We start from the raw sequence: 12,351 nt of genomic DNA, 5'->3' as shown, positions 1-12,351 counted from the left end.
AAAAACACACGTAATATCAGTTGCAACGAATATTTAGGTGTTCTCCGACATCAATCCACAGTGCAACAGAGCGCTCTATACCAACCATCATCGCCTGTCCATCTCCTAAACGACGAGTTTCAACCCCCAATAAACGAAGAATTCGTTCACAGGCGACCGTGGTCACGAGTACATAAGATGAAATGCCATTATCGATAGCAAAATCATAAAAGGATTTAACCAACGAACTGCAGATATGACTAATGACTTTATTTGAATGATTACCGCTCCCCTTTTTTACGTTAAAGCGACTAATTTCCCAAATGTCCGTTCCTTGTGGGACTTCTTCGCCTCGTAATAATTGCGGGAAAATTTCACTAAGCATATAAGGTTCTGTTGTAGGGAGTGCTCGCCAATAACCAATGACCTCATTATTGTGATCCGTCATAGTAATATGACTGACATTCATCTCATCAAACTGATCTACTTCTAATCCATTATGAGAAGAAACTTCCCAACCAAGACGGTGCTTAAATGTTTCATTTCTCAAACGAAATGCTGATTGTAATACACTCGGATCTTGCAGATTAGTGTTCTTAATGAATTGAATATTGCTCACAACGATTCCCTACATGCTTAGTTAAAGTAAATTCAGTGTAGGAAGAGTTACAAAAAATAATTAGCTGTACTATTTGACAGGACATAACCTTAAGAAAGAAAAGCCTGATTCAAAATCAGGCTTTTTTGTTATTCAGCATTCACAAGCTGCGTCGAATCTAAACTCCAGTTGAGTGCATAGGCAGTATCAAAGTAATAATTTTGCACTTCACTATTGAGCCAGTCTTGAACATAGTTCATTGAAACAAACAAACTCAATCTATCGTAAGGCAGCTCTTTTCCATTGGCTAAGCGCGTATCCCATTTACTCGCCATCGCCGTGATCACACCCACCAGCTCACCTTGCGCGTTATATGTTGCACCACCGCTCATACCGCCGCGAATAGGTGCATCCATCACACTACCTGGGCAATCTTCTAAGTATTGACGATTGGCAAAGGTGAGGTCTAAATGATAAGTGCCTTTGCCCGTGAGCATCTCACCAAAACCATCCATACCATAGGTAAAGACAGACTCCCCCTGACGCACAAAACCAAGTGTCGGTAACACCGCCTGACTATTATCAGATTCAATGATCGCGAGATCGCAGGTTGGGTGATAAGCCACAACATTGGCAAAATTGAGCTTCGCAACATGCGCCGCCGTTAAGCTAAGTTCTTTGGTCAGAGGTACACTTGAACCATAACCAAAATACAGCGGTGGAATGCCCGTAAATTCATAGTGAATGGTGGTCGGTGAACTTTGCGTACTGGCTAGCTGACCGTTACTGCCTGCGCAACCAGAAATAAGCCCAACAGCACCCAATAAAAGAAAACCCAGAGCCTTACGGTATGTTTGAAGTTTTTTCTGCATAAACGACTCTCCAATCCTTTGGAATAACAGTTCCAATCTATGCGTGACAATCACACATAATGATTAAGTTTATATACAAATTAAACCATCAAACCCCTAAAGGGTAACTTTAGAATTAAGTGTTAATCATTATTGTGGAATAAACCTCAAACATCAGATAACTTTCGCATTGGAATCAAGCAAATAGCTGTAGGAAAAGGATGAAAACTAAACATGCAGGAAGGTAAAGAACGCAGCAAACAAACCAAAGCATTATGATAATATTTGTCAGCACAATAAATGCCGATGGTTCCATACGCGCTTAAACTCTTTTTATATTTGTCTGAGTTTCCTTAGCGCTAAGATCAAAAAAGCCCGCATAAACGCGAGCTTTTGAATTACCGTATCATGGTCTGACGTACTAAATAACACGCACCACGGAAGGGTGTACTGAACGATACATCGCATAATCTATCGCTTTGAGGTTACTCGGAAAAACAAGGTTCTCGCATAACATGTAGGTTTCAATTGAAGTATCAATGTAAAACGCTTCACTATATGCTTCACTCGCTCCATCAATATCTCCGGCCAACTCGTTATGTTTGCCCTTCAGCACATAAGACAACACCGAATCCCGTCGTTTTAACGCCCGCTGTAAGTATTGTTTTGCGGCCACTTGGTTCCCATTGACCGTTTCATGTAATGCTAATGCTTCGAAAATCCGTGGTTGGATATTACCCGCTAAGCGATAACTGCCTGCATCGAGTTCAGAACTTAGCGTGTTGATCCGCTGTTGCGGTAATGGCTGGTTAGCATCTAATGCATGTTGAACATGGTAGGCGATCAGCAATTCAGCTTGTACATATAAATTGTCCGGCTCTATGGTTGCGATCTGCTCCATCAACTCAATACCATGGCGGAACTGATCCACATCGGAAACATTGAGATAGTGATTCGCCAGAACAAATAACTCCAATGCTTTTGAGTCAGTAGGTAACCCTGCATTGAGGACATCGGCTTTGTGCTCAATATTATCGACTTTCAATACATGCATTAAGTCCACTGAAGCTTGGCGCATCACCGAAGTCAGGTGACTGCGGGTCAAGGCATATTGACGGCTGAATAAGACCGACTCTGACGAGTTATTACGATATTCCACTTCAAGAAAATGGCTGGCCCCGTCATTTTGCACTCGAACCATCACCGATTTTCCGGGAATTATGCCTGAGGTAAATGCCGTTTTATGTAGCATGACTCGGTAGTTACTCACCTGAGTAACGTCCGACATCAGTTTTTGTGCGATCCCGTCAGCCAATTCATCACTTAGACGATCTTGATGTAAATCGTCTTGAAATTTGAATTCAATAAGATGGGTATCAATGACCTGAGTGATCTTGACTTCGGATTGCTTGTAGGTGAACAGTCCGGTCGCGATGATCAGTATCGAAATCCAAACCAAGTTAATTAAACCAAGCCACCAGCGATTAAGCTGACCTACGGTTTCTCGCTTTTTCTTTTGATTGTCTTTCGATATCTGACAGACGGCGCGCGTTAATGGCCCAGCTGGAAAAGTTATATCTGACCCAGCAGCAACAGCTTGTATTTCTATCTCTGGGGTCGTGACCAGCTCTGCTATAGGTTCCAGTACACGTCGATGATGAAATGCTTCTGCAGGCAACCTCTCAACATCTGCCACCAACTTATACCCCCGCTTGGGTACGGTAACAACGTAGTTGAGATTTTCTTCCCGTCCATCACGCAGTAATTTGCGCAGTTCGAAAATAGATTGAGTGACCACTTGGTCGGTCACGATAGCACCATCCCAGACATACTGGATCAGCTCTTCACGGCAAAAGACTTCACCGGCATGCTGCGCAAGAAAGTGCAGTAAGTTAATAAGACGCGGTTCAACACAAACCTCCCTGTCCTGTCGATACAGCTTATTCTCATCAACGCTCAATACCCAGTCGTTGATCTGAAAATAGACTCCAACCATGATGAATCTCTCGTATCTGTAGGACGGAATCGACCCAGCATTCGGCAGGATTAATTATGCGAGTCGACCAAAGGCGAGATTATAAGAGGGATCGTGCGCTGAACCTATTAAAGCAAGCCGTTAAAAATGCAATCTTAGGTTAAGAAAAACAAGCAATAGCTCAACGATTATTCAAGCGCGGCTAAAATGGAACAATGGCTGGCATCATCATTGTCATGACCACAGCATGCATCATTGATCTTCTTCAATGCACTTCGAATTCGGGTGAGCTCGGTAATTTTTTGATCAATCAGTGCCAGTTTTGCCGATGTTATTGCTTTAACCTCAGCACAGCTATGCTCTGTCGCTTCCAGTTTGATCTCCAAAAGCTCTTTGATCTCTTCCAAACTCAACCCTAAATCCTTCGCTTTAAGAATGAAGCTAACCTGCTTTTGATTCTCATCACTGTAGAGCCGGTAACCTGACTCACTGCGGCCAGCCGGGTTTATTAACTGATTCTTTTCATAAAAACGCAGCGTATCTGTAGTAACACCACATCGCTTTGCCAGTTCGCCTATCTGATACATAAAGGTCCTTATTAACTATCTCGTTACGTTTTACGTCGTAAATCGAGATTTTTGCAATTATTTTTGAGATGCCAAACGATTGCGCGAGCTTTTTTGTAATAAATTAGTTAGAATGTGCGCCATCAAATTGGGAGCCTACTTTCTAACCATCCGGTGATGTTGAAAAGGTCTTTACCAAAACTGGCCAATATTTTACCCCAAGAGGTAAAAACAAGTTCATTTTTGGCAAATATCTTTAGTTTAACTCCATGAATTTGAGGAAATGGAAGCATGAACAACGCTCGTCCTATTCGCCGTGCGCTTATCAGCGTATCAGACAAAACAGGTATTGTTGAGTTTGCACAAGCTCTTGCTGAGCGCGGTGTCGATATCCTATCTACTGGCGGTACAGCTCGCCTGCTTGCAGAGCAAGGCATCGCAGTAACCGAAGTCTCTGACTACACTGGTTTCCCAGAAATGATGGACGGTCGCGTTAAGACGCTTCACCCGAAGGTTCACGGTGGTGTGCTAGGTCGTCGTGGCCAAGATGATGAAGTGATGGAAACGCACGGCATCAACCCAATCGACATGGTGGTGGTAAACCTATACCCATTCGCGGAAACGGTAGCAAAAGAAGGTTGCACTTTAGCTGACGCGGTTGAAAATATCGATATCGGTGGCCCAACTATGGTTCGCTCTGCGGCGAAAAACCACAAAGACGTAACTATCGTTGTGAACGCTCACGACTACGACCGCGTTATCGCTGAAATGGACGCAAACGACAAGTCTCTGACTCTAGACACTCGCTTCAACCTAGCTATCGCAGCGTTTGAGCACACTGCGGCTTACGATGGCATGATCGCTAACTACTTCGGCACTATGGTTCCATCTTACGGTGAGAACAAAGAAGGTGATGAAGAGAGCAAGTTCCCTCGCACCTTCAACCAGCAGTTCGAGAAGAAACAAGACATGCGCTACGGTGAGAACAGCCACCAAGCCGCAGCATTCTATGTTGAAGCAAACCCAGAAGAAGCATCGGTTTCAACCGCTCGCCAAATCCAAGGTAAAGCCCTTTCTTACAACAACATCGCAGACACTGACGCAGCCCTTGAGTGTGTGAAAGAGTTCGACGAGCCAGCTTGTGTGATCGTAAAACACGCGAACCCATGTGGTGTCGCGCTAGGTAGCAACATCCTAGAAGCATACAACCGCGCTTACCAAACTGACCCAACATCCGCATTCGGCGGCATCATCGCCTTCAACCAAGAGCTAGACGCAGAAACAGCAACCGCTATCGTTGAGCGCCAATTCGTTGAGGTGATCATCGCCCCTTCTGTATCAGCTGAAGCGATTGAAGTAGTTGCAGCTAAGAAGAACGTTCGCCTACTAGAATGTGGTGAGTGGACAACTAAGACAACTGGCTTTGATGTTAAACGCGTTAACGGCGGCCTGCTGGTACAAGACCGTGACCAAGGCATGGTAAGCCTCGATGACCTTAAAGTGGTTTCTAAACGTCAACCAACAGAAGAAGAGCTGAAAGATGCCCTATTCTGCTGGAAAGTAGCGAAATACGTGAAATCAAACGCGATTGTTTACTCTAAAGGCGATATGACCATTGGTGTCGGTGCTGGCCAAATGAGCCGCGTGTACTCAGCGAAGATTGCAGGCATCAAAGCAGCTGATGAAGGTCTAGAAGTTGCAGGTAGCGTAATGGCCTCTGACGCTTTCTTCCCATTCCGTGATGGTATCGATGCAGCAGCAGAAGCTGGTATCAAGTGTGTGATTCAACCAGGTGGTTCTATGCGTGATGACGAAGTTATCGCTGCAGCAGATGAACATGGTATGGCGATGATCTTTACGGGGATGCGTCACTTCCGTCACTAATTTTCTCTTCGTATTTGGCACTGTGGCGTCGTTAGCTGCTTTTGCCCACCCCGGTCTCATAGCGGGCTATGCTCCCGGGGATGGGCTCAATTGCTGCCTAGCCACAGCACCAACTACTTTGAGTAAAAGTATTAGTAATTTTTGAGATACCTAATCTAAACATTTTTATTTTAGAGCAAAGCCATATTGTTAAGGTCAGGAGAGCTCGCGGAATTTATAACTATAAATGAGCAAGCTCGACACAGAGATTAGCAATATGGCGCAGCTATCAAAGGATAAATAAATGAATGTATTAATCATTGGTGCTGGCGGTCGAGAGCATGCTTTAGGCTGGAAAGCAGCACAAAACCCAAACGTTGAGACAGTATTTGTTGCACCTGGTAATGCAGGTACAGCGCTTGAGCCAAAGCTTGAGAACGTAAACATCGGCGTTGAAAACATTTCTGAGCTGGTTGCTTTCGCACAAGAAAAGAAAATCGAGCTAACAATTGTCGGCCCAGAAGCACCACTTGTGATTGGTGTGGTTGATGCCTTCCGTGAAGCGGGTCTAGCAATCTTTGGCCCAACTCAAGCAGCTGCACAGCTAGAAGGATCTAAAGCCTTCACTAAAGACTTCCTAGCGCGTCACAACATCCCAACCGCTGCTTATGCAAACTTCACTGAGATTGAGCCTGCACTAGCGTACGTTCGTGAGCAAGGTGCGCCGATTGTTGTTAAAGCAGACGGCCTTGCAGCAGGTAAAGGCGTAATTGTCGCGATGACGCTTAAAGAAGCAGAAGACGCAATCAAAGACATGCTGGCTGGTAACGCATTCGGTGAAGCGGGCAGCCGCGTGGTAATTGAAGAATTCCTTGATGGTGAAGAAGCAAGCTTCATCGTTATGGTGGATGGCGCAAGTGTGCTACCAATGGCAACCAGCCAAGACCACAAACGTGTCGGCGATAAAGATACAGGCCCTAATACTGGCGGCATGGGTGCTTACTCTCCTGCTCCTGTTGTTACACCTGAAATCCACGAGCGCATCTTAGAAGAAGTGATCTACCCTACGGTACGTGGTATGGATGCCGAAGGCGCACCATACACGGGTTTCCTTTACGCAGGTCTGATGATCGACAAAGAGGGTACGCCGAAAGTTATCGAGTACAACTGCCGCTTTGGTGATCCAGAAACACAACCTATCATGATGCGTATGGAATCAGACCTTGTTGAACTTTGCTTGATGGCGATCGACGAGAAGCTAGATGAAGCAGAATCTAAGTGGGATCCGCGCGCGTCTATCGGCGTTGTCCTAGCGGCTGGCGGTTACCCTGCTGACTACGCGAAAGGCGATGTTATTTCTCTACCAACAGCAGAAGCTGAGGGACAGAAAATTTTCCATGCAGGTACTGCAAACAATGCAGCGGGCGATGTGGTAACTAACGGTGGTCGCGTATTGTGTGCAACAGCATTAGGAAATAGCGTCTCAGAAGCTCAAGAACGCGCTTATGCCCTTGCAAAGCAAGTAAGCTGGAATGGTATGTTCCATCGCAATGACATTGGTTACCGTGCGATTGAGCGCGAACAACAAAGCTAACACTAAGTGTTCTGTACGTATTCAAGAAAAAAGGCGCTATACGCGCCTTTTATTATTCTTCAAGTAGTTGGGGAGGTTCTATACAATCATGGTCATCATCGGCCAACATCAACAACTCTTCAACAATGACTTTATTGGTTCGGGTCTTACCCAAGAAAGCAACATAGCTATCTATGCTCGACAATCGATTCACCACAAAACTTGGCAATGTTTGATTAAACTCGATTTTTTCATAGCTTTGACCACTACAAGTTTCAAAGTTAGCGCCATCCCAATACCCCTGTATCAGCTCAAGCCCTTCTTTATCCTGCTTTTTAGTGACGTTCGCTGTCGCATTCGCTTCTTGAACGTAACGTTGCAACTGCTCTTGATTCAAAGGTAATACTTTCCCATCAACACGGTACTGCTGATAAACCGCTTCACCTTCTTTGTTAAAGCGTACATGAACCCGGTATGGCACCATACCGCGCTTGCCTTTCGCTTGTTCGCCTTCACGAATCAACTCTCGAACACGATTCTCTTCCCAGCGATAATCCGTGTGATACCAACCATAGTCTCCTGAAGCGACATAGTCAGCAGAGGCTAATGGGGAGCCTAAAGACTCACTAAACCAATAGAAGCTGACCGCATCTCCCATGTTCTGGCCACCAGAATATTGAGAAATTTGCGACAAATTGGAAGTTGGGACAGTGGATGAACATCCAAGAAGAAAAGAAGTGATTAGTGAAGGTAAAAGAATTTTTTTCATCATAAAGAAACGAGTACGCCAGAATGAATAAATCACTCTGGCGTCAATTATTATTTCACTGCGTCTTTCAGAGCTTTACCAGCTACGAATGCAGGAACGTTTGCAGCAGCGATTTGGATTTCAGCACCAGTCTTAGGGTTACGACCAGTACGAGCTGCACGGTGGTTTACTTTGAATGTACCAAAACCAATTAGTTGAACTTGGTCACCCTCTTTCAGTGCATCAGTCACACCTTCAAGAGTTGCTTCAAGAGCAGCTTTAGCTTGTGCTTTAGATAGATCTGCTTTCTCTGCGATAAAGTCGATTAATTGGGTCTTGTTCATTAGGTTTCCCTTCTTATATGTTATCGAATTCATCTCACTCTAAAACATAAATGCCCCATCTGGCAAAGGTTTGTAAGCGATCTTTCGCTTTCATGACGTACTTTTAACCGTAATATGAGCAATAACTCACAATTTGTTACTCGACCGATTAAAAACAAAGCTTGTATTTTAGGTAAATTGACCTTATTTATGGATCGCCAACAGACCGAGAAGCCTGATATTTCGGGGCTGTTAGCGAACACTATATACCCAAACCAATAATGCCCAGGCATACCGGTAACTGCTAAAAAGAGCAAATAATTGCACCGGAGCAAAGTTAGGTCGCGGTATCAACTTCCATAGGACTCATATGTTTCTGTTACTTGCGTACGTCAGCATTGCCATTGGCGTATCTTTTATTTGTTCAGTACTAGAAGCGGTACTTCTAAGTATCACTCCTAGCTATTTGGCGCAGCTGAGGCAACAGCAACATCCGGCAGCCGACAAGCTGACAAAACTGAAAGCAGATATTGACCGACCTCTGGCTTCGATACTGACATTGAACACCATTGCTCATACCATCGGTGCTGCGACAGCAGGGGCACAAGCTGCCGTTGTATTTGGTAGCGAGTGGTTGGGCGTATTCTCTGGCGTATTGACCTTGGGAATTTTGGTGCTTTCTGAAATCGTACCAAAAACCATTGGTGCAACTTATTGGCGTCAATTAGCGCCAGCGGCAGCAACAACATTGCGTTGGATGGTTTGGGCTCTAACGCCTTTTGTCTGGTTCTCAGAACAAATCACAAAACGCTTAGCGAGTGGTCATCAAGCCCCAAAAATGCGTGATGAGTTATCTGCTATGGCGATTTTGGCGAAAGAAAGTGGTGAATTTGCAGAAGGTGAGTCAAAAATCCTGAATAACCTTCTTGGTATCCAAGACGTTCCCGTGACACAAGTCATGACGCCGCGTCCAGTCGTTTTTCGCGTTGATGCAGAAATCACAATTAACGACTTCCTAAGAGAACATCGGGACACGCCATTTTCCCGTCCTTTGGTGTATAGCCAAAGCACAGATAACATCATTGGTTTTGTTCACCGATTAGAACTGTTCAAACTTCAGCAATCTGGCTGTGGTGAAAAGCAACTTGGGGCAGTGATGCGCCCTGTGCACGTGCTGCTTAACACACTACCACTACCAAAGGCATTTGATCAGATGATGTCCCACCGCCTCCAACTGGCAATGGTGGTCGACGAATATGGCACGATACAAGGTATTCTTACGCTAGAGGATATATTTGAACACCTACTTGGCGAAGAGATTGTCGATGAAGCCGACAAAGCGACAGACATGCAAGAGCTTGCTTTTGAACGCTGGGAGAAGTGGAAGAAAACACACGGTGTAATAGAAAGCCGAGACGATGACGAGAATGACCTTCAACCTGCCGAAAAGCAGTCAGAGAATTAAGTAAGAAGGGAGCCTTGAGCTCCCTTTCTATCAAATCGCGATACCGATATTGCTAACCCCTTCTTCTCTCAGTTCCAAGCGAAGATCTTTGATCAGGTCAATATCGCGCTCTTGCGCATCTTTAAGTGGCCGAAAAATTGCCCACTGAACATCCCACTCAGCACATAGCGCTTCATTTTCTTTTTGGTTGTCATTAGTTATTTCCACACCCGTTTGTGCTTCTTCAAGTTGTGCCACAGTCACTACCGATTGCTGACTCACTTTGTGCATGTTGTCATACAGATCATCGCGATCTAGCAAACCATGTAATAACGTTGAAAGCGCGACACACGCTTCAATAGCAGGGTAAACACCGTAGAAATCAAAATCCTCCGAGCTAGGGATGATCTCTTCTAGCTTCTCTAACTGACGTTCAAAGTTCACCTTCGCATTTTTTACCGTTAAAAGCTCCCAAACACTGTCGAGAATATCGCGATAAATGCGTGCCTCAGCGAATTCCGTATTGTCACAGAACATGGCATAGTTAGGGTACATGCGTTCGCATAAGCAGGCCATGAACGTAATTTGTTGCCATGGTTCGAACTTTTCAAGACGAAGCTGGAGTGGATTCTGTAGCATAGTGACTCGTTGGTTGCAGAAAATACAGCGGAAGTGTACTTGATAACCAGTAAGGAAAAAAGTAAGCCAATGAACTATTTCACACATACCGTTTATATACTGACGGAGCAAAATGAAAAGTACCGGCAGTTACTTGAGCAATCACAGCTTCCAGATCTAAAAATTACTGACTCACCTCACGAAGCAACTATTTTGCTTGCATCGCCGCCATTGGCTGCTCAAAGACTTGCGGACTTCCCTAAACTCCAATGGCTACAGTCTATCTATGCAGGCGTTGATGCACTTCAACAGGTCAAAATTAGTCAGAATTGCCAAGTGACAAACGTAAAAGGGATCTTTGGACAGCAAATCGCTGAGTACGTACTGGGGAATTGTATCGCTTTTTATCGTCACTTCAGCACTTATCAACAGCAGCAACAAAACAAACAATGGCAGCCTCATGATTATGAGTCGTTAAATAATAAAATAATGGTGATACTAGGTACTGGTTCTATCGCTTGCCATCTGGCTAAGGTCGCGCAAGTGTTTGGCCTTGAAGTCATCGGCATCAACCGAAGTGGTATCCCTCCCAAAGAGTCGCCTTTTTCGCAAGTGTTTCACGTTCAAGAGCTAAAATTGGCATTAAACAATGCCAATATTCTGGTCAACACACTCCCTGCAACTAGTGAAACTCAAGATCTGATTGATATCCAGATACTTAAAGAATGTCAGGGTACGGTTTTATTTAATGTTGGACGTGGCAGCGTATTAAAGGAACAAGAACTTCTTCACGCATTAGATATGGGCCACATAGCCCATGCTTTCCTTGACGTTTTCCGCCACGAGCCACTTAAACCAGAAGATGTTCTTTGGAATCATCCTAACATCACTGTTACACCGCATATTGCTGCATTGAGCTTCCCAGAACAGGCATTCGAGGTCTTCTCAGAAAATTACCTGCTGTGGCGTGATGGCTTTAGCCTGATGCACAATGTCGATCTCAGTAAAGGGTATTGAAGGTTTGGAACAACTATTAAAACAGGTCAGAATGTGCAAAGTATGCGACCGAAATCTTCCTCTTGGCGCAAACCCAGTCATTCAAGCGAGCCCTACTGCCCGATTACTCATTATCGGCCAAGCGCCAGGAACACGTGTCCATAAAACATCAATTCCTTGGAATGATCCAAGCGGAGACCGTCTTCGAGATTGGCTTCAGCTGGACAAAGGCGATTTCTACAACAGCCAAAATATCGCTATCATGCCGATGGGCCTGTGTTACCCAGGAAAAGGAAGAAATGGCGATTTACCACCAAGAAAAGAATGCGCTCCACTCTGGCATCAAAAAGTACTATCGATGATGCCGCATGTTGGAATGACATTGTTAATTGGTCAATATGCGCAAAATTACTATTTAAATAAGAAACCTAAAACGCTTACTGAAACGGTGAAACAGTGGCAAACCTGGGCCCCCTCGTACCTACCTCTTCCTCATCCTTCACCAAGAAACACACTTTGGTTAAAGAAAAACCCTTGGTTTGAGGCAGAAGTAGTCCCCTTCATTCGAGAATATGTTCATAGCTACTTAAAGCTAAATGAACCTAAAAAATAGCATATCTGTTAAGGTTTGAAATAAATAGGGAAGAGAGCAGGACGCTTACACTCAAGACGCATCATTCCCTAAAAGATAAATCGATACGCCTAAAACGACAAAACCCAGTCCGAAGACTGGGTTTCTAAATAAGTGGCGGAGCGGACGGGACTCGAACCCGCGACCCCCGGCGTGACAGGCCGGTATTCTAACCAACTGAACTAC

12 protein-coding genes are annotated in these 12,351 nt (G+C 44.8%); 5 read left to right on the top strand and 7 right to left on the bottom strand.

Annotated elements, in window-relative coordinates:
- Nucleotides 1-16 precede the first annotated feature (16 nt).
- From ACQEXU_RS17885 to zntR, 4 genes are all read right to left on the bottom strand, one after another.
- A complete protein-coding gene (locus tag ACQEXU_RS17885; RefSeq protein ID WP_427011803.1) occupies nucleotides 17-598 on the bottom strand; it encodes an acyl-homoserine-lactone synthase in 582 nt (193 codons plus the stop codon).
- A 128-nt stretch (nucleotides 599-726) separates the two neighbouring features.
- Nucleotides 727-1,449 (bottom strand): trypsin-like peptidase domain-containing protein, encoded by a 723-nt coding sequence (locus tag ACQEXU_RS17880; protein ID WP_427011802.1) that lies wholly within the window; start codon nucleotides 1,447-1,449, stop codon nucleotides 727-729.
- 400 nt (nucleotides 1,450-1,849) lie between these two features.
- On the bottom strand, nucleotides 1,850-3,424 hold the full coding sequence (cadC, locus tag ACQEXU_RS17875; protein WP_427011801.1) for a lysine decarboxylation/transport transcriptional activator CadC: 1,575 nt from the start codon (nucleotides 3,422-3,424) through the stop codon (nucleotides 1,850-1,852).
- A gap of 167 nt (nucleotides 3,425-3,591) precedes the next feature.
- A complete protein-coding gene (gene zntR / locus ACQEXU_RS17870) occupies nucleotides 3,592-3,990 on the bottom strand; it encodes a Zn(2+)-responsive transcriptional regulator (RefSeq protein WP_427011800.1) in 399 nt (132 codons plus the stop codon).
- A gap of 270 nt (nucleotides 3,991-4,260) precedes the next feature.
- On the opposite strand from zntR, the gene purH reads away from it, so the two are divergent.
- Nucleotides 4,261-5,853 (top strand): bifunctional phosphoribosylaminoimidazolecarboxamide formyltransferase/IMP cyclohydrolase, encoded by a 1,593-nt coding sequence (purH, locus tag ACQEXU_RS17865; RefSeq protein WP_427011799.1) that lies wholly within the window; start codon nucleotides 4,261-4,263, stop codon nucleotides 5,851-5,853.
- Nucleotides 5,854-6,136: 283 nt separating this feature from the next.
- Entirely contained in the window at nucleotides 6,137-7,426 is a 1,290-nt protein-coding gene (purD, locus tag ACQEXU_RS17860) for a phosphoribosylamine--glycine ligase (RefSeq protein ID WP_427011798.1), read from the top strand.
- Between the two features lie 52 nt (nucleotides 7,427-7,478).
- On the opposite strand, the gene ACQEXU_RS17855 is transcribed toward purD, so the two are convergent.
- Together ACQEXU_RS17855 and hupA are read right to left on the bottom strand one after the other, a co-directional pair.
- Complete coding sequence (locus tag ACQEXU_RS17855) at nucleotides 7,479-8,174, bottom strand: DUF1481 domain-containing protein (RefSeq protein WP_427011838.1); 696 nt, start codon at nucleotides 8,172-8,174, stop codon at nucleotides 7,479-7,481.
- A gap of 50 nt (nucleotides 8,175-8,224) precedes the next feature.
- Entirely contained in the window at nucleotides 8,225-8,497 is a 273-nt protein-coding gene (hupA, locus tag ACQEXU_RS17850) for a nucleoid-associated protein HU-alpha (protein ID WP_367987515.1), read from the bottom strand.
- 349 nt (nucleotides 8,498-8,846) lie between these two features.
- Between hupA and ACQEXU_RS17845 the strand changes: the two genes are divergently transcribed.
- Nucleotides 8,847-9,941 carry a CNNM domain-containing protein gene (locus ACQEXU_RS17845; RefSeq protein ID WP_427011797.1) on the top strand — a complete coding sequence of 365 codons (1,095 nt, stop codon included), beginning with the start codon at nucleotides 8,847-8,849 and terminating at the stop codon, nucleotides 9,939-9,941.
- 30 nt (nucleotides 9,942-9,971) lie between these two features.
- On the opposite strand, the gene ACQEXU_RS17840 is transcribed toward ACQEXU_RS17845, so the two are convergent.
- Complete coding sequence (locus tag ACQEXU_RS17840; protein ID WP_427011796.1) at nucleotides 9,972-10,559, bottom strand: YjaG family protein; 588 nt, start codon at nucleotides 10,557-10,559, stop codon at nucleotides 9,972-9,974.
- Nucleotides 10,560-10,628: 69 nt separating this feature from the next.
- On the opposite strand from ACQEXU_RS17840, the gene ACQEXU_RS17835 reads away from it, so the two are divergent.
- Complete coding sequence (locus ACQEXU_RS17835; RefSeq protein ID WP_427011795.1) at nucleotides 10,629-11,555, top strand: D-2-hydroxyacid dehydrogenase; 927 nt, start codon at nucleotides 10,629-10,631, stop codon at nucleotides 11,553-11,555.
- The gene (locus ACQEXU_RS17830; protein WP_427011794.1) at nucleotides 11,530-12,147 is read left to right on the top strand and encodes a uracil-DNA glycosylase family protein; all 618 of its coding nucleotides are present in this window, start codon (nucleotides 11,530-11,532) and stop codon (nucleotides 12,145-12,147) included. Before ACQEXU_RS17835 ends, ACQEXU_RS17830 begins: the two co-directional genes overlap by 26 nt.
- Nucleotides 12,148-12,351: the final 204 nt, after the last annotated feature.

This window comes from Vibrio sp. TRT 21S02, assembly GCF_050113675.1.
Taxonomy (GTDB): domain Bacteria; phylum Pseudomonadota; class Gammaproteobacteria; order Enterobacterales; family Vibrionaceae; genus Vibrio.
The sequence above is the reverse complement of the archived record's forward strand: the minus strand, read 5'-3'. Positions and strand labels throughout refer to the sequence as shown.

Coding starts and splice junctions, on each gene's coding strand:
- ACQEXU_RS17880 (WP_427011802.1), bottom strand. CDS start 1,449: ATGCAGAAAAAACTTCAAACATACCGTAAGGCTCTGGGTTTTCTTTTA.
- cadC (WP_427011801.1), bottom strand. CDS start 3,424: ATGGTTGGAGTCTATTTTCAGATCAACGACTGGGTATTGAGCGTTGAT.
- zntR (WP_427011800.1), bottom strand. CDS start 3,990: ATGTATCAGATAGGCGAACTGGCAAAGCGATGTGGTGTTACTACAGAT.
- purH (WP_427011799.1), top strand. CDS start 4,261: ATGAACAACGCTCGTCCTATTCGCCGTGCGCTTATCAGCGTATCAGAC.
- purD (WP_427011798.1), top strand. CDS start 6,137: ATGAATGTATTAATCATTGGTGCTGGCGGTCGAGAGCATGCTTTAGGC.
- ACQEXU_RS17855 (WP_427011838.1), bottom strand. CDS start 8,174: ATGAAAAAAATTCTTTTACCTTCACTAATCACTTCTTTTCTTCTTGGA.
- hupA (WP_367987515.1), bottom strand. CDS start 8,497: ATGAACAAGACCCAATTAATCGACTTTATCGCAGAGAAAGCAGATCTA.
- ACQEXU_RS17845 (WP_427011797.1), top strand. CDS start 8,847: ATGTTTCTGTTACTTGCGTACGTCAGCATTGCCATTGGCGTATCTTTT.
- ACQEXU_RS17840 (WP_427011796.1), bottom strand. CDS start 10,559: ATGCTACAGAATCCACTCCAGCTTCGTCTTGAAAAGTTCGAACCATGG.
- ACQEXU_RS17835 (WP_427011795.1), top strand. CDS start 10,629: ATGAACTATTTCACACATACCGTTTATATACTGACGGAGCAAAATGAA.
- ACQEXU_RS17830 (WP_427011794.1), top strand. CDS start 11,530: ATGTCGATCTCAGTAAAGGGTATTGAAGGTTTGGAACAACTATTAAAA.